We start from the raw sequence: 22,754 nt of genomic DNA on the forward strand, positions 1-22,754 counted from the left end.
ATCTTTTGATGAACATTTTTTTAGTACCAAATGTAACAGGGGGAATAGTTTTATTATCAATATGTTTTTGAAAATAGGCTAATCTTCTTTTTCTTTTATCGAGCTTACTTTTTAAAGCATTCCTTTTCTTTTGAGATAATTTATCATTTTTTAACTGTTTTTCAACAGCCTTAACTTTCTTTTTATAATTATCTCTATTTTCTTTGAGCAATTCTCTTTGAGAAACTATTGTCTGTCTTGCACTTTCAACGGCATCTTTAGCTTGACGTATATTTAAATTATATTTATGAGCTACTATTTTTTCTAATTCACCTTTTTTTATTTCACCTTCAAGAAGTCTTTTGAAAGAAAACCTTATTGCAGTGCAAAATACTAACATCATATTATCAATTATTGATTTCTGTTTGTCGTTTAGATTTATCAATATTGCTCTCATTGTTGTTTTCATTAATACTTTGCTCCTGCCTTTCTTTCTCTAATTCATTGATAGTTTTCTTTGATTTTATTCCACATCCGATAATTTATATCTTCTATGTCCACCTAGAGTCTTATATGCTTTAAATTTCCCTCCATTATCCCATCTTCTTAATGTTTTAGTATATACACCAAGCATTTGACTTGCTTTTGATATATCTATCATATCTTTCATTAATCCTCACCTCTGATATAACAATATCAAAAGCTTATATACATGTCAGGTAAGCTTAGTTAATTTTGTCTAAGTTTAAGCATTTTTTAAACAACAGTTGTATCCTCCTACTTATATTATATGCCATATTGTAAAAAAAAAATACATTTGTAAAAAAAAATTTTACAAATGTATCTATGATTTGTTCATAATATTAGTTATCTAACCAAGAATATTTCATTTGATCCTTAGTCATAAATATCTCTAATTAATCTTTATTATTCTAAAGTTATCCTTATTTAGTATCAAGCCTTATTTGCCCCATACTTCTCTCACAATATTTTTTATAAATTTTATACACTAGGTCTTCATTTAATCTACCATTTATTCTTTATCATCCTAACGGAAAATTTTTAAGACCTGATTACGTAACTAAATCTTTTAAAAAATTTATACGCAAAAATAATCTTGTTGTCAACAAATCCATCAACAACACCTTTTAAAACATAAAAAATAACCATCCAAGAAAACCTCTTAGATGGCTTTTTGTATCCACAAACATGGCGCACTCGAGAGGAATCGAACCCCCGGCCTTCCCCTTAGGAGGGGGACGCTCTATCCTACTGAGCTACGAGTGCATATAAAATAATTATCATTCATCTGATATATATCTTATTATAAAATAGCATATATGTCAACATCATTGTGAAACGTCTTCAATAAGTAATATGAAAATATACTCTAGTTATATAATCATTAAATATCTATGTTTATACAAATATGAATTTTTAATTTCTTTTTTCAGAAAAATAAATTATTTATTGCAGATTTTTGTTAAACTTTATGCTAAAATAGAAATAAGTACATGCTGAAAATTATTTTAAATTACATATTTGAGGTGATTATATGAAAAAAATAAACATTACCGAAACAGTTCTAAGAGATGCAAATCAATCATTAATAGCAACTAGAATGTCATTTGAACAATTTGCACCTATCATAAAAGAGCTAGATAATGCAGGATATCATTCATTAGAATGCTGGGGAGGAGCAACATTTGACTCCTGTTTAAGATACTTAAATGAAGATCCATGGGAAAGACTAAGCAAGATTAAAGCTATCGCTAAAAAAACCCCTTTACAAATGCTCTTAAGAGGACAAAACATATTAGGATATAAACATTATCCAGATGATGTTGTTAGAAGATTTATTAAGATGGCAGTTTACCATGGTATTGATATTATTAGAATATTCGATGCATTAAATGACTTTGATAACATAAAAGTAGCTATGGATGAAACTAAAAAACAAGGTGCTCATGCACAAGGTACAATAGTTTATACTGTGAGTCCTATTCATGATGTTGAAAATTATACAAACCTTGCTAAAAAATTAGAAAACATGGGTGCTGATTCGATTTGTATAAAAGACATGGCAGGACTTATGATGCCTAATATTGCGTACAATGTGGTTAAAAGTATCAAAGAAGCTGTTAATATTCCTGTGTACTTACACTCTCACTGTACAAATGGTCTAGCTGAAATGACTTACTTAAAAGCAGTTGAAGCAGGAGTAGATGGTATTGACTGTGCTATTTCATCTTTTTCAAGTGGTACAGCACAACCTCCAACTGAAACAATGCACCAAGCATTAGTTTCTGCTGGTTATGATACAAATCTTAATTTGGATAGTTTAACTAAAATCAATAATTTCTTCAAACCTGTTAGAGAATATTTTATTGAAAATGGAAGACTAGATCCAAAAGTTTTAACACCAAACCCTGAAGGACTACTAAATCAAATTCCTGGTGGAATGTTATCAAATATGATTTCCCAATTGAAAGCACAAAATTCTATTGATAAATTAGATGCAGTTCTTGAGGAAGTTCCAAAAGTAAGAAAAGATTTAGGTTATCCTCCACTAGTTACTCCAATGAGCCAAATGGTTGGTACACAAGCCACTGTTAATGTGCTTACTGGTGAAAGATATAAAATGATTTTAAAAGAAGTAAAAGCATATTGCAGAGGCGAATACGGAAAAGCACCTGGTAAAATAGATGAAGAAGTATTTAAAAAGGCCCTTGGTAACGATACTCCTTTAAAAGTAAGATATGCTGATACTTTAGAACCTGCATTTGAAAAAACTAAAGAAAAATTAAAAGATGTAGTAACAAGTGAAGAAGACATATTATCTTACTTAGCTTTTCCTGAAGTAGCAATGGAATTCTTTAAAAATAGAACTAAGAATCCAACTATTGAACAAACCAGACGAGAAACAATGAGTCAACCGATTTAATATTAGGCATTTGAGAAAAAATAAGAAGCAATACAATATATTGTTTCTTATTTTTATTTTTTTCTACAAATCCTGTTTTATATTTTGTTAAAAAAATATTAACACCATTAATATTTTCTTAATTGGTTATATTTTTCTTAATATAGTATAATATTATATATAATTGATAAAAAAGATAATATTATATTGTCAATTATGAAAATTTAAAATAACTAAATGTATCAAAATAAAATAAAATTTATGTGAGGAGTTGAATTTTATGTTAAATGATTTTAAAAAAGTAGTTTTATTCGGAATTGGTTCAGTTGCTGATACTTTTGAAAAAGCTTCTAAAATGGTCGATGAAATGGTCGAAAAGGGTAAACTAACTGTTAATGAGGGAAAAGAACTTACAGAAGAATTGAAAAGAAATATAAAGACTAAAACAGAAGAAGTTAAAGATACCGTTGAAAATAAAGTCGCACCTTTAACAAAAGACGATATTGTTTCCATATTAAAAGAAATGAATTTTGCTTCTAAAGATGATATCAATGAAATAAAAGAAAGACTTGATAAATTAGAAAACAAATAAGAGGTGTTTTATGTATAGAGATTCTATTAAAAGGTTTAAAGAAATAGTGAAAGTTTTAGCACATTATGGTTTTGGTTATATCGTTGATACCGCAATTAATAAAAAAGGCAATAAAAAATCTCCTGAGAATTTAAAAAAGGCATTCATAGAATTGGGACCTACATTTATAAAAATAGGCCAAATACTAAGCACAAGACCTGATCTACTTTCTCAAGAGTATATACTAGAATTGTCTAAGCTTCAAAATGAAGTACCTCCTGAAGATTTTGACAATATAAATACTGTCTTTTTTAATGAATTCAACAAATCAATTGATGAAGTCTTTGAATCTTTTGATAGAAAACCACTAGCATCCGCGTCGATAGCTCAAGCTCATTCTGCCACATTAAAAGACGGTAGAAATGTTATCGTAAAAGTTCAGAGACCTAATATAAAAGAAAAGATGGAAATGGATATTTCTATACTTTCAAAAATATTTTCTCTAACCAAAGCTAAATTTTCTGAATTTATAATAGATCCTAATGAAGCATTAGATGAACTTAGATATGCTACTTCTCTAGAACTTGATTTCAAAAACGAATCAGAAAACATCAAGAAGTTCAAAGAATTAAATACTGATGTATCTTTTTTACATATACCCTATGTTGTTGATGAACTCTCAAGCTCAAAAGTCATAACTATGGAGAAGATAGAAGGCTTTAAGATTAACAATAAACTTAGATTAGAAAATGGAGGGTATGATTTAGATGATCTAGGTAAAAAACTATCACTTTCATTCTGCAAGCAAATTTTTGAAGATAGTTTCTTCCATGGAGATCCACATCCCGGAAATATATTAATAAAAGATGGTAAAATATGTTTTATTGATTTTGGTATAATGGGAACTCTTTCAAATTCATTAAAAGAAGCTCTTAACGAATTAGTTGTTGCTATGGTATATAATGACATAAACAAAATCATTTCTATATTGCTCAGCATAGCAATCAAAACGGGATATGTAAACAGGAATACATTGTATGAAGATATTGATTATTTAATGGCAAGTTATATGTCAACTTCACTTAGAAATATTAAAATATCATCACTATTAGAAGAACTTTTTGATGCTGCAAATAAAAACAACTTAAAATTACCTAGAGAATTAACTCTATTAATAAGAAGTATGGTTATTGTTGAAGGTGTTGTTGCTGAAATATCTCCAGATATAAGTTTTCTTGATGTAGCAATACCTTATGTCAAATCAAATACTAAATTTTCATTTTTAAAACAATTCGATTTAACTGAATTTACTACAAGATATCTACGTTTTGCTAAAGATAGTTCAAGAGTACCCTCAAAATTCATAGAGCTGTCAGATAGCATTTTGAATGGTAGAGCTAAAATGCAACTCGAAGTTACTGGACTTAAACATTCTGTAAGTCAGTTAAATAAGATGGTAAATAGAATGGTATTTGCGGTGATTATTTCTTCTATGATAATAGGCTCTTCTTTTATGCTTACATCAAACGTTGGCCCTACATTCTACGGTATGTCTATTATAGGTTTAACAGGATATGTAGTAGCCGCGGTTATGGGGTTTTGGCTTTTGATTTCTATTATTCGATCGGGTAAATTGTAAATATAAAAAACACAGTAATTAGTAAATATACACCCTATAGAGTAGATAGCAAAATCTTCCTATAGGGTATAAACCTTTATTATCCTCTTTAATCAAAACTATTGTCTTCTGCGAATTTCACTTATGTTAACCACACAGTAGTATTTTACCTCTATCATTCAATTTTTTTAACCCATTTCTAGAAAGTGGACATATAATACCATTTTGTAACTCTATGTAAAGATTCTTGCGATTTTTGTTTATACTTTTTATGTAATTTTTATTAACTATAGTAGTTTTATGTACTTGAATAAATTTGTTATCTAAAAAATTACTTAATTCTTTTAATGTACTATAAAATTCTATTCTGTTATTAGTTGTACATATCATGATTTTCTTACTATTTTTTATAGTTTCAACATAAATTATATCTTTAATTAATATATTTAAAATTTGAACACCAGCCCTAATTCGTAGCTTTTTTTCTCTATTTACCTGTATATCTTTATATAATATATTTGTTGCAATGGAAATACTCTCTTTTATATGCTTACTTAACTCATAATTTTTCAATATCAATGCTAAAACTTGCAATTTATATTGAAAAACTTTAAAACTTATTTCTGGATAATTAGTAATAAGAATCATTACACCACGGTAATTATCTAATTCCCTAATTTTTTTTCCTAGTAATAATCCATCTCTTCTTTCATTCAGTTCATTATCTAATATATATATTCTTTTCCCAACAATACTACTTTTAATATACTTAATAATTTCCTTTGAATCATTAAACATTTGTATATTAAAATCTTTAAAATTTATTTCACAATAAAATCGCTCTACTATATTCTTTATAATTTCTATTAATCTTGAGCACTCACTGTAAATAAGTATATTTATCATGATAATTCCCCCTTGCATAGTATAAATATAGTACGCAATTGCTTTTATTATAGTCTGAACAACAATATCCTAAATATATAATAAATCAAATTTAAAGTAATTATATCAAAATTTCATTATTAATACCATATTTTTATATTAAGGCATTTGAAAGAAAATAAAATGTTTATAATAATATAATTTCATTATAATGAATTTTAAGGATAAATATATACCATTTAACGAATATGTATTTACTTTACTTGATTATGCTAGTAAACTTATTATGAATTTGTAATAATTAATAATTTAAATAAAAAGGGGTATGAACATGAATAAAATTTTTAAAAAATCAATTTTAACTTTAGGTTTATCTTTAATTACATTTACATCAACAGGAAATGTAGTTACCTTTGCACAAGTAAGTAAATTTCATAAAAAAGTAATCACATCAAAACAAGTTTATATATGTATGATGTGTGAGGATGATTCAGGTTCAGGTAATACATATAATCCATACACTGGTCGTGGTACTACTTCTGGTGGCAAAGATTTTTATATTGATAAAAGAGATAAAGAGAAGAATGAGGTAATTTACAAGCATGAAGATAAATATAGTGGTAAAACTGAAATAAAGGGTGGTAAAATTACAATTAAAAGAAAAAGTAAAACCACGAAAACAGAAACTGAAACAATCATTGAAACAGAATATATGATAACTCCTTAGTCAAAACAAGACTTTCATTTTCTACTTATGAAAATGAAAGTCTTGTAAAATTAGTGAACTCGTTTTGCTAAATCAAAACATCTGGACTTCAGGTAGATACTCTACTTCACCTGAAGCAAAGCGCTTCAATCTTCCACTTATAGATGCAGAAATCCTATAGAATCTATAAAATAATAGAAATTAAAATATTAAGAAAACTCAAGTAATTAAACTATCTAAATAGTGTAAGGAGTTGTAGTATGAAATTAAAAAGATATTTATCAATCATTGCAATAACTATACTAACAATTTTAATAGTAAACCATTTACTCCTATATAGTTCAGAAAAAAATTTATGTACTTTAACCAAAGTACATAAAATAGATGATTATGTTTATCTATATAATATGTTAAAAAAATATTATCCATTTTTTGAATTGAATAAAAAAGACAATAACATAGATTGGTTAAATAACGATAGAAAATATATTAAAATGATTGAGAACACAAAAAATGATTTAGAATTTGAAAATACACTGAAATATATCTTAAAAGACCTAAATAATAAACATACAGATTTAATTCCAAAAAAATATTTTAGTTACTTTATTAAGCCTTATGCTAACAATGAAGATGTTTTTAGTATATTTACAAAATTACTAAAAAAACCCGAAGTAATAAAACGATATAACTATAAAAAATCTGAAAAAAACTCTAAATATTTTCCTAAAAAACGCTTTTTTATGTGCGATATAATAGAACCTAACAAGTTAGCATATCTTAAAGTAAGAAGATTTGATAATGCTCGAGTAAACCTAGATAAATCAGGTATATTAAATTTTTTTAAGAAAGTACATGATTTTCCATATATTATAATAGATATTAGAGGAAATCCCGGTGGAGATATAAAATATTGGATTCGTAACATTGTAAGTCCTCTTATAAGTAAGCCTATAGAAGTTGAACATTATGTTTTCCTTAAAAACGAAAAATACTATAAAAGCTTTTATGATTCCGATATAGACTATATTGAAAATATAGATGCAAATATTTTAAGAAAAATACCTTCAATAGTAAAAAATAACTTTGAAAAATATTATATATCTTATCTTGAAGTTGAACCTAAAAATTCAGTAGGTTTCAATGGAAAGGTTTTTTTACTTGTAGATAAAAAAGTTTATTCAGCTGCAACAAGATTTGCATCATTCTGTAAGGCAAGTAAATGGGCTAAAGTTATAGGTGAAAATACCGGCGGAGGCCTTTGTGGAGGTATTGATCCAGTACTTATATCACTGCCTAATAGTGGTTATATTATTAGATTTCCATCTGAGTTAGTACTTAATGAGGATTTTACAATTAATGAAGAAATAGGAGTATCACCTGATATACATGTATGTACATCAATAGGAACTAATTATAAAGAAGATAAAGCTATCCAAAAGGTATTAGAATTAATTAATTCTAATACCTTTTGGATATATTTTAATTCTCAAAAATTATAACTTGATTTTAATTATAATTCTTTTAGATAATTTAAGAATAAAATCTAACCTTTAATTTTTTACTCTTTCATTTAATTTAGTAACCTTTATTTTTGTTTTCTGCCTAATTTTCTTTGTTCTTTTATCAGTTTTTCTAATGATAGATAAGACTTCTTATTTATTTATAAATTTATAAGGTGTAAAAAAGAGGGCAAAGTGTGGGAAAAATAAAAAAATAAAGGATTTGCATTTCTGCAAACCCTTTAATTTCAACGGTTTATGGTGCGTCAGAGAGGATTCGAACCCCCGACCAACTGGTTCGTAGCCAGCTACTCTATCCAACTGAGCTACTGACGCATATTCTATTCAACTGCACTAACAATGATACCACAAAAACTTACTTAAATCAACACCCTGCATTTATACAACGTAAGTCATAAAGTATCTCAAAAACACCAACATAATATCAGCTTTATCATACCATCCAAGCAAATAAATAAAGTTTTAAACATATCATATAAACATAAAACACCTAGCATCAGCTAGATGTTTTGGCGGAGAAGGCGGGATTTGAACCCGCGCACCAGTTTCCCGGCCTACTCCCTTAGCAGGGGAGCCTCTTTAGCCACTTGAGTACTTCTCCATAAACACAAATCTTCTTTATTTTAAAATGGCAGAGAGAGTGGGATTCGAACCCACGGTACGCTCATCACGTACGCCGGTTTTCAAGACCGGTGCCTTAAACCAACTCGACCATCTCTCCACATCTTCCTGCGACAATGAATATTATATCAATTACATACATATATGTCAATAGATTTTTAATCGAATTTTTTTGCAATAAACTCACTGCATTTTTTCGTTGTAATATATATGCTAAAAATCTAAATTACGAATTGAAGGTATACTAACTTACTATTTGAATATGCCTTATATATACACTAGTAAGGCATTTGAAAGAAAATAACAAGTCAAAGATGCGACGTATATTTTGTGAAATACAAAGAGTTGGGTTCCGCTGATAGTAGGTTCTATCAACGGGTTCCAACGATGAAGTAGTTCGCAAAATAGGCTAGCATACTGACTAGTTATTTTTTTGAAAATGCCTAAACTCGTTTTGCTAAAGAAAAGCATAGGAACTTTAGGTAGAAACTCTACTCCACCTGAAGCAAAAATCTTCAATATTCCTCCTGCAGAAGTGGAAGTCTTATAGAATCGATAAATACATGCAAAAAGCATCTAGTAGGATTACTAGATGCTTTGGCGGAGAAGGCGGGATTTGAACCCGCGCACCAGTTTCCCGGCCTACTCCCTTAGCAGGGGAGCCTCTTTAGCCACTTGAGTACTTCTCCATAAATATAAAATTTAACAAATCCATTTTTTATATAAAAAAATGGCAGAGAGAGTGGGATTCGAACCCACGGTACGCTCATCACGTACGCCGGTTTTCAAGACCGGTGCCTTAAACCAACTCGACCATCTCTCCATGTCCAACAACAAGTTATATTATATCAACCACCTCTAATTATGTCAATAATTTTTTTTCGAATTTTTGAATATGCTTAAATAGTTGACAGCATAATCTGTCAACTATTTATATTCTTTAAACAAAAACATACTTTTCAGTTCTATATTCTTTACACAATATTATCTATTTTATATATTCTTTTCCGCCCATATATGGTCTTAATACTTCTGGTATTTCAACTGTACCATCTTCCCTTTGATAATTTTCTAAAATTGCTGCTGTTGTTCTTCCTATAGCAACACCTGAACCATTCAATGTATGAACAAATTGAGGTTTAGATTTTGAATCCTCTTTATATCTAATATTCGCACGTCTAGCTTGGAAATCTTCAAAATTGCTACAACTTGAAATTTCAACATATCTATTATAACTTGGCATCCACACTTCAATATCGTATTTAAATGCTGCTGTAAATCCTAAATCACCTTTACATATTTTAACCACTCTGTATGGAAGCCCTAGTCCCTTAAGAACAGATTCAGCGTCATTAACTAATTTTTCTAATTCTTTGTATGAATCCTCAGGCTTTACAAATTTAACAAGTTCAACCTTATTAAATTGATGTTGTCTAATAAGACCTCTAGTGTCTCTACCTGCTGAACCAGCTTCTGATCTAAAGCAAGCACTGTATGCCGCATATTTTATAGGCAAATCATCACCTTTTAATATTTCATCTCTGAATAAATTAGTTACTGGTACTTCTGCTGTTGGAATTAGGAAATAATCTGAACCTTGTACTTTAAAAGCATCCTCCTCAAATTTAGGCAATTGACCAGTACCTGTCATACTAGTCCTGTTAACCATATATGGAGGTAACACTTCAGTGTATCCATTTTTATCTACATGAGTATCTAAAAAATAGCTTATTATTGCTCTTTCTAATCTAGCACCCAATCCCTTATAAACTGTAAACCTTGAACCTGTTACTTTTCCCGCTCTTTCGAAATCTAATATATCTAAATCTGTTCCTAAATCCCAATGAGCTTTTATTTCAAAATCAAACTGCTTCGGTTCACCCCATTTTCTTATTTCTACATTGTCCTCATCACTATCGCCATTTGGTACATCTGGATGAGGTATATTAGGAATTCTCAATAGTAAGTATTCTATTTTTTCATTTACTTCTGAAAGCTCAATATCATATTCTTTAATTTTAGTAGAAAGCTCTTTCATTTCAGCCATAATTTGCTCTGTATTTTCACCAGCTTTTTTTAGTTTAGGTATTTCTTTTGATTTACTATTTCTTTCATTTTTCATTTCTTCAACTTTAACCAATATTTCTCTTCTTCTTTTATCTAATTCAACTACATTATCGATAATTGAAGTATCAAAAGATTCTCCTCTATCGGCCATAATCGCTTTAATTTCTTCTGTATTATTTCTTATTCTTTTCAAGTCTAACATCAATTTTTTCCTCCTTATATATTAATTCAAACAAATATTTTACGTAAAAGCTAACTCATTTTTAGATGAAACATCAAAATTTCATGTGAACTCATTTTACTGAAATAAAAAACTTCAATTTCCTGCTTATACTTATAGAAGTAGGAATCTTATAAATTCGATAAAACTCCACTTCATATGAATTAAAAAACTTCAATTTCATTTTTATAAATTCACTTTTATAAAATATATATACTGCAAATTAGGCATTTGAAAGAAAATAACAAGTCAAAGATGCGACGTATATTTTGTGAAATACAAAGAGTTGGGTTCCGCTGATAGTAGGTTCTATCAACGGGTTCCGACGATGAAGTAGTTCGCAAAATAGACTAGCATACTGACTAGTTATTTTTTTGAAAATGCCTTAATAAGCATATAAAAAAATAGAGCCTCTTTCCCTCTTAAAAGGGACGAAAAGCTCCGCGTTGCCACCCTAATTGATTAAATTAAAATTTAATCCTCTTTAAAAATGTAACGGTTATAACCGTACTGCTCATCACAGTCCCTCAGAGGTGGATTCATAATATCAAAAGTATCAGTTCACACCAACCACTGACTCTCTTAAACTTTCTATACTACTACTAGCCTCTTCACAGGTTTTAATATTTTTTATTATAGATTATTCTACATCTTAATTTAAACCATGTCAACAATATTTTTACTGTTTTTTATTGATATTCCTTGTACAAATAATATCCACCCCAGTATTGAGAATATTTTTACACACCACATCTCCTATCTTTAATGGTGGGCCTACCCTTAATCTACTTAATGCCTTAGAACATTCTATCCACAAGCTTTTTTCTATAGGTTTACTGCTTTTTACAGGTACAACATTAAATTTACTTGATCCTTTAACTCTTATAACTGTAGTGTAAATATCTTCTCTATTCATTTTTTATTCTCCCCTACATGCTATCGAATTCTTTTATCCTGTTAGGAACAATTTTAGACTTTTTTGAATCCTTAACTATTTCTGTAACTTTTTTATTTGTTTCTCTAGCCAAAATTGAAACTATTTTATTCAAACACTGTGATCCTTTGCATTTTCCAAAAGCCGCTCCAGTTCTTCTCTTAATACCTTCAACTGTACGTGCACCTAGTGGTCTACTTATAGCATCTATTATTTCTCCCTCGGTTATTTTCTCGCACACACATATTATTTTACCATATCTATTATCTAATTCTATTATATTTTGTCTTTCTTCATTTGATAATTCTTTAAATCTATAATATTCCCTTCTTTTATCAATAAAATCTTTCTTTAATTTGCAGTTTAGATTGCCTACTACAGTTTCACATACTTTTTGTGCAATCGCTGGAGTCATTGTAACTATTCCATAATGTTTACCTTTAATTTTAATATATCCAGTATCAATACAACTATCATCTATAACTATAGGATCGCAATAAAAACTAGACCTATAAAAGGTATTTACATCATCTTTGTTTAAGTTTCCTAGTAAACTTGAGGCTTTATTTATTAATTTTGTATTATCCATATCTTTATCTGTATTCAATCCGTAAATTGTCTTTCCCGATACAGTAGGTATTGCATACATGTTATCTTCATCATCACTTAAATTAAAAATCATGTTTGAATAGAAATTATTATAAGTCTTATTGTATAAAAAATACTTCAAATATCTCTTTTTTTTACATTTATTTTTATCAACTATTCTATCTTTTCTATCTTTGTATATATTATAGTTTTCTCCAGGTATAGTATTTATAACTATCTTGCAAGTAAATTTATTTTTATTAGTAATTACATTAAAACCTTTTAAAGACTTTTTTATCTCCAATACTTCTTCTTCTAGTTTAAAATTCACATGGTTATCAAATGCAATTTCTCCATAAGCAAGTGCCAAATCATATGGACAAATAACACCAGTATTTTTAGAATATATTGCTTTTGTTACATTTTCTCCTAATTTAGGTTCTATATCAAATACACTCATACCCTGAATTAAATACACATCTTTTATTCCTCTTTCAACTGCCCTTTTGTAAATCTTATCAAGTTTAATTTCTTCCTCTTTTGTTTTTGCAATCATTAATGATCCCATTCTTTTAAATGGTATATTAAATTTAGATGTGATTTTATCCATCATTATATTTCCTTCATATTCCAACTTTGAAGTTATACTATCATCAGTTTCTATTCCATTATATATTATTTCAGTATTAATTAGTGCTATATCATCAGCTATATCATAATCTTTTTCAATAAGTGCAATATTTAAATTATATTTTGAAAGCTCATATGCTATAGCACACCCTATAATATCACCACCGAGTATCAGAATATCATAATCCATATAACTCCTCCTGTCCTTATTACACACCTAATACTATTATATATTATTTTATTGTTTATTTAAATATTGTGATTTTATATATAACTCATAATTTAGATTTTTACAATATATATTGCAACGAAAAAATGTAGTTTAATAGAAGTTGAAGTCTTATAAATTAATCAATAATATTATAAATACTAAAATGGCTGTTTAATTTTTATCAACAGCCATTTTAATGTTTACTTACTTAATTGTTCTAATAATTTACCAAGTTCATCAATATATTTACCATATCGAGACCAATCTCCCTTTTTCTGAGCTTCAATTGCTTTTTCATATAACTCTTTAGCTCTATTAATATCATATTTGTACTTTCCAACTTCAGTTTCAATATTTTTTCTTTTTTCAGTATCAAAATCAATATCATAGTTAAATATCTTATTCAATGCTTCATCAATGCCATTTGCAAGAACTATCTTATCATTATAAGATACTATAATTTTTTTTACTTCAGGAATACTATTTTTACCACTAGCCCTAATATATAAAGGCTCAACATACAATAATGAATTTTTTATCGGTATAATCGACGTATCACCATGAATTACCTGTGACCCCTGCATATTTAATAGCGATAATTCTTTTGATATTACTGTGTCTTGATTTATCTTATTCTTAAATAATATAGGACTATATATCGTTTCACCAGCTTTGAATCTATACAAAACCATTTTTCCGTAATTTTTGCCATCCATTCTAGCTCCAAATAATGCAACCATATTATTTTTGCCTTTTGTGTTAAAGTATTCTACGAGTATCATTTCTTCTTTATTTTCTTTTGGAAGTTTCATTATCATATATGATGCTTTATTCTCCTGCTCTTTTCCTTCAACGGTTTCTTGATTTTTAGCCACATTCCATACAGCTTCTTCTCTGTAAAATATGCCTGGATCTGTAACATGATATCTACCTAACACCTTACATTGTATTTTAAATATTTCTTCTGGATATTTAAAATGTTTTTTTATACCATTTGGAATATCGCTTGATTCTTTGAATAATTTAGGAAATATCTTTGAATATGTTTGTGCTACAGGATCATTATTATCAACTATATAGTAATCTACATTTCCATCATATGCATCCACAACTACTTTAATAGAGTTCCTTATATAATTAATACCATTTACAGGTTGTGAAAAAGGATATCTATTTGATACTGTGTAAGCATCTATTATCCAATATAACTTCCCATCATTTATAACCAAATAAGGATCATTATCATATATCAAAAATGGTGCAATTTTATTAACCCTTTTCATTATATTTCTATTAATCAACACCTTACTCTTTGATGTTATATCATTAGACAATAAGAATTTAGTACTCTTCTTGTCTATAGCAAATAATATTCTATTGCCAAAACTCATACTAATTCCAGCTTTACCAGCATAATTAGTTAAGTTATTTCCATCTCCTTTAGGATAATCTACTTCACCTATATTTGTATTAACTATTGCATAATCATTTGTTTTCTCTCCAAAATATATTCTTGGATTTTTTAGTGGAATATCCGTCAAATTTACCGTCGGAATATCTTTTATTACAAAATCCGGTTGACCTGACTCTGTAACAGAATTTATTTTATTCATTACAACACCATATCCATGTGTATAAATCAAATGTGTGTTTTGCCAATCATTTCCTTTACCTTTAAGAGACTTTAAATCAATTTCTCTAGGTGCTATAAACACTTGACTATATTTCCCATTAATCGTATATCTATCAACATCAATGTCATTGAAATCATAATAATATTTAATATACTGGAATTGATTATAGAATTCTAATGCTGGCTTATATGAATTTATTTTAATATTTTCTATTGTCATTTTATTATCTTCAATATCTTTCTTTGTTAAATTATTTTTAATCTTAAATGGTATTTCACTTACAGAATCAATGTTAAATCCCTTTCTAGTATACTCTATATTTTTCGCAATGTATGGTTCCTCCATTTTAATTCCATTAGGCTGAACTATGAAGTGTTGCACAACTCCTGAAACTATATTTTCACATAAAACAAGCACCACTATACCAATAACAGAGAATACTATAGGCTTAACTTTCGATAACAATATACTAACAAATATAACTATTGAAGCAATTGCCGAAGATACAGCAATGATTCTATAAAAATTCAATGATACTTTAACATCTGTATAACTTGCACCAAAAACGACTCCTCTAGGTGAATAAACTAAATTCCAAGCTTTTATAAAAAATCCTAAAGAAATCAATAATAATATTAATGCTGACACAATAGCGAGTTGTCTCCCTGCAAATTTTGTAAGACCACTTTTAAATTCTTTAAAACTACTAAATGTTTTAGTCTTTTGAGCAATAATACTATCCTTCATACTCAAAATAAAATATACTACAAGTGTTACAATAACAATAAATATTAATACTCCTAAAAGTGAATTATATATAGATTCTATTAATGGTAATTTAAATATAAAAAACGAAATATCCTTATTGAATATAGGATCAGAAATATTATACTTTGTTGAATTTATAAATTGCAGTATTTTGTACCAATATGTATTGGCAAGAGATATTGATATGAACAATGAAAAAATAGCATCACTTATAAAAAATATCTTCTTTTCTAATTTTATTTTATTAACATCTACTACTTCAACACTTTTTAATCTTATTATACTTTTCTTTATACTTCTATAATAAATCCAAACAAACACAAAAAATGCCACAAATAACGGAATAACTAATTTTATCATTGAGGTTACTTTTGTGAAATAAACTGATAAATATCCAACTTCACTAAACCATTTAATGTTAACTATAAAATTAATAATACTCTGAAAAAATATAGAAATTATAATTATTGTTGTTATAACAGCAGTAATTGTTATTCTTTTCTTCATAATTTTCCCTCTTTCCCTTTTAGTCATTATATCCTAATAATTTTCCCAATGTAGAATGTTTTGTCTCTATTGCACCTACCGGACATAATTCTTGGCAGCAAAAGCATCTTATACATTGTTTCATATTCCATTCAGGATACATTTTCCCATTTTTATTGACCATACTAATAGCTTTAGGATTTTCTGGACAGACTTGCATACATCTACTACAATTTATACATTTATCTTCAATAAGAAATGGATATGGTGCTATCATATTTCTTAGAAAATTGGTAACTCTAGGATTTATAAAGTAAAAGTCACCTCCTTTTCTGCACAATTCAAAATCATTAACCTTCATATTATCTATATCTTCCCCTAATATTTCAATATCTTTCGGTAAAACTGCTCCCCAATTACTATCATAAACCTCTTTTAATACTGGAGTATCCAGTGGATCATCATATCCTATTAATCTAACAGCAACAGAATCAACTGCACTTAAACTTTCCCCTAATATCAATGAATTTAATTTATAGGGTCTTCCATTTTTAGGACCATTCCCTTGCATAGCTATAATACCATCAAGTATTGCAAAATCAGTACCTATAACAGTATTTAGATCAAGTAACATTTTGCAAAAGTTGTGTGCATCAGGCATTCTCGTATGCCATGCAGCCTTTTGAGTACCTGGAACACACCCAAATTGATTTTTTATTGCTCCTGTATAATATGCCATAGCATGTGTTTTTAATTTAGGAAGAGAAATAACAACATCTGCTTCATATGCAGCTTTCGCAACATTCCATGACTTGCATAGAATAGAATTTTCAAGTTTAACATGAACAGCTTCATTGAAATTTTCAAATTTTACACCATACTTATTTGCAACCTCCATAAGTCCACATTTTTCTGCCGCTCTTTTTGAATCTCCAAAACCTGGTGAATCACCAAAACTAATATTATTTGTATAATCCTTTAATATTTTTATTACAGCTTCAAAAACAACATTATTTGTAACAACAGGGGAACCTATTTTTTCGACACTAAGCAAATTTGGTTTTAAAAGTACTTTACTATTATGTGGTATTAATTTTCTTAAATAAATATCCCCTCCTAATAATTCAAAACCCTCTCTTAACTTTTCTTCTATTAAATTAACTCTATATTCTGAACATTTAATCAATGCTATTCTTTCCATTATACCATCCTTTGCCAATTCGTAAGTATTTCACTTCTATAAATACTTCTATAACTTCGATTCGTAATATGCACTATAACTATTTACTATCATATATTTTGCATTAATATTCACTTATAAAACTCTCTGCATACTGCATTTTTTCGTTTTTTTAATATATATGCTAAAAATTTAAATTACGAATTGAAATTCTACAAGACATCTATAAAAAAATAACCAAGTCAATATGCTAATTTGCTGACTTATTTTCTCTTAACAATCAAATATAAAATTAAAACCTTTTGTTTTAATTTCTTTCATCGAATTTCTGAAGAATTTTTAATTTATAATCATTTAAACATTTATTATGATGATATCTAACTAAATATAGTATTTCATCTTCAGAGCAATTTTTTAATAGCTCATACCCTATTTCCCCATGATTATAATACACATAAATTTTATATTCTAGTGGTCTAATTTTTATTTTTTTTAAGTTATCTTTTATTAAGCCATTCATAATGACAAGAAATACCCTATCAAATAAATTTAATTTACTTTTTATTTTACCAACATCATGTAATAATGACGCTTTAATTAAAATTTCCAGTTCTCTATCACTAATATTATTTCTATAATTATTTTCAATATCTCTCGCAATATATAATGAGTGCTTTTTTTCATACATCGATAATTCATTAAACAAATTAAGCTGTTCATAATTTAAATACTTTTTTAAATACATATTATCGTTGTAACTAATATTTGAAAAATAAGCCATAAAAGCTCTTATCAATTGCCTTATTCTATACTTTAACATAACAAAACTCCATATCAAGAGTATCAAAGTAATAACATAATCACTTACTAATTATTTATCAACTTTAACTATTAATTAATATATTATCACATATTAACAATAATGTGAACTCTCAGTATGATAAGTAATTTTCTGTTTTTTACTTTTTTTTAATTAATCCTCAAAACCAAAGTTTTATAAAAACGATTTCTCTCAAATAAGGTTACTTAAAGTTAAATATCAAAGTTCTTATAAAAAATTCACAGCCCCTTGTGGGTATGGTACTTCACATAAATACTTGTTATAATAGATTACAATAGATCACTTACAATCTATTATAATATTTTATAAGGAAGTTATTATTATGAAAATATTATCAATACAAGATATAAAAGTTAAGAATTTTATTAAAACTGTAATTGTAGCACTAATTTTAGGCATAGCAGCACAAGTATATATAAATATATTAATTACTGATTTTAAGATATCATTTGCAATCATCTTGTTTCCTATATTTCTTTTCTTGCACAAAGACCTAAATACAGTACTAACAGGATTATTAGCTGCTTTATCAGTATATTTACTTAGAATATTATTCTTTATTATGGCTAATGGTACTTTTTATGAAGCTGCCTATGCATATTTTCCTGAACTATTCTTTTACTCATTTTACTCAATATTTTTTGCACTATTAACAAATAAAAATTCTATCTATAACAATATTAATACATTATTTATAAAACTAATATTCTGTGACTTCGGAGCTAACTTTATAGAAATTTTAATAAGAAGTAAATGTGATATTTTTCATAAACAAATATTTATAACATTAATCATAGTGGCATTTTTGCGTTCAAGTATTATATGGCTCATGCTAAATGGAATAAAATATTATAAAATGTTTCTTTTGAAAGAGGAGCATGAAAATAGATATAAAAAATTATTATGGATGACATCAAAACTAAAAACTGAAATGTATTGGATGAGAAAAAATATGGACAACATAGAAAAAGTTATGTCGGATACATATGACTTATATGAAAAAATTTCTTCTAATAAAGATATAAAACTATTATCATCTAAAGCACTAAATATAGCTAAAGATATTCATGAAATAAAAAAAGAGTATAAACTAGTTTTAAGAGGAATAGACGAAATTATTGAAAATAAGTTACATGATGAAGGAATGTATTTTAGCGAAATTGTATCTATATTAAAGGAAAGCTTTATTAATGATTTAAATCATAGAAATTTAAATATTAAATTAAATTTTAAAATAGAAACTGATTTTTTTACCGATAAACATTATTACCTAATGTCTATATTTAGAAATTTATTGAGCAATTCTATTGATTCTTTAATTGAAACAAATTCAATAAATAAAATTTCATTTATTCATAAGCAATATGATGATAAAAATATTTTTATAATACAAGATACGGGATGTGGAATTGAAAAAGAAAATTTAAAATATATTTTTCAACCAGGTTATTCAACAAAAATAAATTATACAACCGGAGATATTAATAGAGGTCTTGGATTAAGCATAGTTAAAGATATAGTTGAAAAAAATTTAAATGGCGAAATTAAAATTACTTCAAAAATAAATGAAGGCACAACATTTAAAATTATTATTCCTAAAAAAGAACTTGAGGTGAAGAAATAATGAAAATTTTTATTGTTGAAGATGACATAAACATAATAAAAATATTAGAAAAAATTATTATTGACAGAAAATTAGGTTCTCTTATAGGTTATTCTATGAATGGAATTGAAGCCTATAATGAAATCAGTTCCTACCCTCCTGATATAGTTCTAATTGACCTATTAATGCCAGAAAAAGACGGTATAACGCTAGTAAGCGAACTTAAACCTAAATATCCTAATATTCAATTTATAATGATTTCTCAAGTATCTTCTAAGGATATAATTGGAAAAGCATATAACAAAGGAATTGAATATTATATTCAAAAACCTATTAATGCTTTAGAAGTTGAAAATATTATAAAAAAAGTAATAGAAAAATTGGAAATGAATATAACATTAAATAAGATAGAAAAATTATTCTTAAACAAAGAACCTCATCATTTAGAAAATAACACTGCTAATACTGAACAAAAAATAAAGACTATACTAAAAAAGATAGGTATACTTGGTGAAAATGGTAGTGAAGATATAATAAAGATTGTTAATTTCTTAATAATTTCTAAGCAAAATATGTCTAATTTTACTATAAGAGAATTGTTGAGTAAATTTTCTAATAATCCTAAATCACTAGAACAAAAAATTAGACGAGCTGTCTCAGTTGGAATGAGCAATATTGCCCATATAGGCATTGAGGATTATATGAATGAATCGTTTGTTGAATACTCAAATAGCCTGTATAATTTTGAACAAATAAAAAAAGAAATGGACTGGATTAGAGGAAATAGCAATAAAAAAGGTAAAATAAACTTAAAAAAATTCCTGGATGGTATGCTTTTCTACTGTGAAAAATAATTTTCTGAAAATTTAAATTTATATTTTTGAAGATTACTGAAGTTTTATGTTACCCATAGTTTAATATTTATTTAACAAAGAATTGTAATAAAATTATTACAATTCTTTTTATTTGGAACATAGTTATTAATTTTATGCATGGGAGGAATAAAATATGGAAGTAATCAAAGGTTTAGGTCTATTAATTCTAACGTTAGGAATTTTCTCAGCATTTAGCTTAAAAGCACCTAAAGGTGATAAAGCCATGTCTGGTTTAGCAAATGCTGCCGTAGCTAGTTTTCTAGTAGAAGCAATTCACAAATATATAAGTGGTAATTTCCTTAATTTTAAATTTTTAAGTGAAGTTGGTGCTACTTCGGGTAGCATGGGTGGTGTAGCTGCTGCTATTTTAGTTCCATTAGGTATGGGACTTAATCCTGTATATTCTGTCGTTGCAGGTGTCGCAGTTGCAGGTTATGGAATTTTACCGGGATTTATTGCTGGTTATATAATAGGATTAGTTGGACCAATATTAGAAAAGAAACTTCCAAAGGGACTAGACATAATTGTAGGTGCTCTTTTAATTGCACCCCTAGCTAGATTTATTGCATTATCAGTTGATCCTATTGTTAATTCAACATTATTAAGTATTGGTCAGATGATTTCAGCTGCTGCTACTCAATCACCAATAGTAATGGGATTTTTATTAGGTGGAATAATGAAAATAATGTGTACATCGCCTTTAAGCTCAATGGCTCTTACTGCAATGCTTGGTCTTAGAGGACTTGCTATGGGTATTGCTGCTATAGCTTGTGTTGGTGGTTCTTTTACAAATGGTATGATATTTAAAAGATTAAAATTAGGTGATTCTAGTAATGTAGTTGCAGTAATGCTTGAACCACTAACTCAAGCAGATATAGTTACTAAAAATGCTATTCCTATATATTGTTCAAATTTCTTTGGGGGAGGATTCTCGGGATTATCGGCTGCTTATTTTAATATAATAAATAACGCACCAGGCACAGCATCTCCTATTCCAGGCTTATTAGCTCCTTTTGGATTTAATGACCCTATAAAAGTTATTTCAGCTATTGCATTCGCTATTTTAGGTGGTTTAACTGCAGGTTATGTTGGTTCTATAGTATTTCGTTCTTTTGGTAAAACAAATAAAAATTCTAAAATAATTTCTAACAAAGAAAATGCTGCTGCATAAACACTTCAACTTTTAAGCTCTTACGATAGAGTAAAAAAGAGTAAAGAAAATCACAAGCAATCGATATCTATCGATTGCTTGTGATTAGTATTTTGGTGGAGATAAGGGGATTCGAACCCCTGACCCCCTGCGTGCAAGGCAGGTGCTCTCCCAGCTGAGCTATATCCCCATATTAAATTGAATTAGTGATTAGACATACAACGTATATCTAATCACTCTTTATGGTGGACCATCAGGGACTCGAACCCCGGACCTACCGGTTATGAGCCGGTTGCTCTAACCAACTGAGCTAATGGTCCAAATTACCTGGCAGTGACCTACTCTCCCACACGGTCTCCCATGCAGTACCATCGGCGCTATAAAGCTTAACCTTCGTGTTCGGAATGGGAACGGGTGTTGCCTTTACGCTGTAACTACCAGATACTTTCTTATTGACGTTTGTGGTATACATCGAGAAAACATTGTTCTCTCAAAATTGCATAATGAACAGAGTTTTGGTCAAGTCCTCGACCTATTAGTATCGGTCAGCTTAATACATTACTGCACTTACACCTCCGACCTATCAACCTTGTGTTCTTCAAGGGGTCTTACTGACTTTCGTCATGGGAAATCTTATCTTGAGGGAGGCTTCACGCTTAGATGCTTTCAGCGTTTATCCCTTCCCGACTTAGCTACCCAGCTGTGCTCCTGGCGGAACAACTGGTGCACTAGAGGTCAGTC

At 28.2% G+C, this 22,754-nt stretch carries 15 protein-coding genes, 8 tRNA genes, 2 rRNA genes, 2 pseudogenes and 1 other annotated feature; of the genes and pseudogenes, 8 read left to right on the forward strand and 19 right to left on the reverse strand.

Annotated elements, in window-relative coordinates:
* The 3 genes and pseudogenes from CLTEP_RS10405 to CLTEP_RS10410 all read right to left on the reverse strand — a co-directional run.
* Window positions 1-448, reverse strand: a pseudogene (locus CLTEP_RS10405) (IS200/IS605 family accessory protein TnpB-related protein); the annotation flags it as partial.
* Window positions 449-502: 54 nt separating this feature from the next.
* Complete coding sequence (locus tag CLTEP_RS14430) at window positions 503-649, reverse strand: MerR family transcriptional regulator (RefSeq protein WP_084364889.1); 147 nt, start codon at window positions 647-649, stop codon at window positions 503-505.
* Window positions 650-1,189: 540 nt separating this feature from the next.
* Window positions 1,190-1,266, reverse strand: a tRNA-Arg gene (locus CLTEP_RS10410).
* A 268-nt stretch (window positions 1,267-1,534) separates the two neighbouring features.
* Here CLTEP_RS10410 and CLTEP_RS10415 point away from each other — a divergent pair.
* The 3 genes from CLTEP_RS10415 (at window position 1,535) to CLTEP_RS10425 (ending at window position 5,112) form a co-directional block, all read left to right on the forward strand.
* A complete protein-coding gene (locus CLTEP_RS10415) occupies window positions 1,535-2,923 on the forward strand; it encodes a pyruvate carboxylase subunit B (protein ID WP_066826514.1) in 1,389 nt (462 codons plus the stop codon).
* A gap of 259 nt (window positions 2,924-3,182) precedes the next feature.
* Entirely contained in the window at window positions 3,183-3,494 is a 312-nt protein-coding gene (locus tag CLTEP_RS10420; protein WP_066826516.1) for a phasin family protein, read from the forward strand.
* Window positions 3,495-3,504: 10 nt separating this feature from the next.
* A complete protein-coding gene (locus CLTEP_RS10425) occupies window positions 3,505-5,112 on the forward strand; it encodes an ABC1 kinase family protein (RefSeq protein ID WP_066826518.1) in 1,608 nt (535 codons plus the stop codon).
* A 126-nt stretch (window positions 5,113-5,238) separates the two neighbouring features.
* Here the strand turns inward: CLTEP_RS10425 and CLTEP_RS10430 are convergent, their stop codons facing one another.
* The gene (locus tag CLTEP_RS10430; RefSeq protein ID WP_066826520.1) at window positions 5,239-5,997 is read right to left on the reverse strand and encodes a LytR/AlgR family response regulator transcription factor; all 759 of its coding nucleotides are present in this window, start codon (window positions 5,995-5,997) and stop codon (window positions 5,239-5,241) included.
* Between the two features lie 310 nt (window positions 5,998-6,307).
* On the opposite strand from CLTEP_RS10430, the gene CLTEP_RS10435 reads away from it, so the two are divergent.
* A complete protein-coding gene (locus CLTEP_RS10435; protein ID WP_066826522.1) occupies window positions 6,308-6,703 on the forward strand; it encodes a hypothetical protein in 396 nt (131 codons plus the stop codon).
* 239 nt (window positions 6,704-6,942) lie between these two features.
* Window positions 6,943-8,184, forward strand: coding sequence for a S41 family peptidase (locus tag CLTEP_RS10440; RefSeq protein ID WP_066826524.1), 1,242 nt, complete (start codon window positions 6,943-6,945; stop codon window positions 8,182-8,184).
* 259 nt (window positions 8,185-8,443) lie between these two features.
* Here the strand turns inward: CLTEP_RS10440 and CLTEP_RS10445 are convergent.
* The 11 genes and pseudogenes from CLTEP_RS10445 to CLTEP_RS10500 all read right to left on the reverse strand — a co-directional run bounded on the left by CLTEP_RS10445 (window position 8,444) and on the right by CLTEP_RS10500 (window position 18,364).
* Window positions 8,444-8,520: transfer RNA gene (locus tag CLTEP_RS10445), tRNA-Arg, on the reverse strand.
* A 195-nt stretch (window positions 8,521-8,715) separates the two neighbouring features.
* Window positions 8,716-8,806 (reverse strand) — tRNA-Ser (locus CLTEP_RS10450).
* Window positions 8,807-8,834: 28 nt separating this feature from the next.
* Window positions 8,835-8,926: transfer RNA gene (locus tag CLTEP_RS10455), tRNA-Ser, on the reverse strand.
* A gap of 498 nt (window positions 8,927-9,424) precedes the next feature.
* A tRNA-Ser gene (locus CLTEP_RS10465) sits at window positions 9,425-9,515 on the reverse strand.
* Window positions 9,516-9,557: 42 nt separating this feature from the next.
* Window positions 9,558-9,649, reverse strand: a tRNA-Ser gene (locus CLTEP_RS10470).
* A 165-nt stretch (window positions 9,650-9,814) separates the two neighbouring features.
* On the reverse strand, window positions 9,815-11,095 hold the full coding sequence (serS, locus tag CLTEP_RS10475; RefSeq protein ID WP_066826527.1) for a serine--tRNA ligase: 1,281 nt from the start codon (window positions 11,093-11,095) through the stop codon (window positions 9,815-9,817).
* 442 nt (window positions 11,096-11,537) lie between these two features.
* Window positions 11,538-11,737, reverse strand: a binding site (T-box leader).
* A 55-nt stretch (window positions 11,738-11,792) separates the two neighbouring features.
* Window positions 11,793-12,026 (reverse strand): annotated as a pseudogene (locus CLTEP_RS10480) (DUF1667 domain-containing protein); the annotation flags it as partial.
* A 16-nt stretch (window positions 12,027-12,042) separates the two neighbouring features.
* A complete protein-coding gene (locus CLTEP_RS10485; RefSeq protein WP_066826530.1) occupies window positions 12,043-13,455 on the reverse strand; it encodes an NAD(P)/FAD-dependent oxidoreductase in 1,413 nt (470 codons plus the stop codon).
* A gap of 221 nt (window positions 13,456-13,676) precedes the next feature.
* Window positions 13,677-16,385 carry a UPF0182 family protein gene (locus tag CLTEP_RS10490; protein WP_066826531.1) on the reverse strand — a complete coding sequence of 903 codons (2,709 nt, stop codon included), beginning with the start codon at window positions 16,383-16,385 and terminating at the stop codon, window positions 13,677-13,679.
* 19 nt (window positions 16,386-16,404) lie between these two features.
* Entirely contained in the window at window positions 16,405-17,565 is a 1,161-nt protein-coding gene (locus tag CLTEP_RS10495; RefSeq protein ID WP_066826533.1) for a DUF362 domain-containing protein, read from the reverse strand.
* Between the two features lie 286 nt (window positions 17,566-17,851).
* A complete protein-coding gene (locus tag CLTEP_RS10500; RefSeq protein ID WP_066826535.1) occupies window positions 17,852-18,364 on the reverse strand; it encodes an HD domain-containing protein in 513 nt (170 codons plus the stop codon).
* A 343-nt stretch (window positions 18,365-18,707) separates the two neighbouring features.
* Between CLTEP_RS10500 and CLTEP_RS10505 the strand changes: the two genes are divergently transcribed.
* From CLTEP_RS10505 to CLTEP_RS10515, 3 genes are all read left to right on the forward strand, one after another.
* Entirely contained in the window at window positions 18,708-20,009 is a 1,302-nt protein-coding gene (locus CLTEP_RS10505) for an ATP-binding protein (RefSeq protein ID WP_084364891.1), read from the forward strand.
* Window positions 20,009-20,842: a DNA-binding domain-containing protein gene (locus tag CLTEP_RS10510; RefSeq protein WP_066826537.1), complete on the forward strand. Its 834-nt coding sequence runs from the start codon at window positions 20,009-20,011 to the stop codon at window positions 20,840-20,842. The genes CLTEP_RS10505 and CLTEP_RS10510 overlap by 1 nt, the downstream gene beginning before the upstream one ends.
* 154 nt (window positions 20,843-20,996) lie before the next feature.
* Entirely contained in the window at window positions 20,997-22,034 is a 1,038-nt protein-coding gene (locus CLTEP_RS10515) for a PTS sugar transporter subunit IIC (RefSeq protein ID WP_066826539.1), read from the forward strand.
* 93 nt (window positions 22,035-22,127) lie between these two features.
* Here the strand turns inward: CLTEP_RS10515 and CLTEP_RS10520 are convergent.
* The 4 genes from CLTEP_RS10520 to CLTEP_RS10535 all read right to left on the reverse strand — a co-directional run.
* A tRNA-Ala gene (locus CLTEP_RS10520) sits at window positions 22,128-22,203 on the reverse strand.
* A 53-nt stretch (window positions 22,204-22,256) separates the two neighbouring features.
* Window positions 22,257-22,333, reverse strand: a tRNA-Ile gene (locus CLTEP_RS10525).
* 5 nt (window positions 22,334-22,338) lie between these two features.
* Window positions 22,339-22,455 (reverse strand): 5S ribosomal RNA (gene rrf, locus CLTEP_RS10530).
* 73 nt (window positions 22,456-22,528) lie between these two features.
* Window positions 22,529-22,754: ribosomal RNA gene (locus CLTEP_RS10535) — 23S ribosomal RNA — on the reverse strand; the annotation flags it as partial.

This window comes from Clostridium tepidiprofundi DSM 19306 (assembly GCF_001594005.1).
Taxonomy (GTDB): Bacteria; Bacillota; Clostridia; order Clostridiales; family Clostridiaceae; genus Clostridium_AC; species Clostridium_AC tepidiprofundi.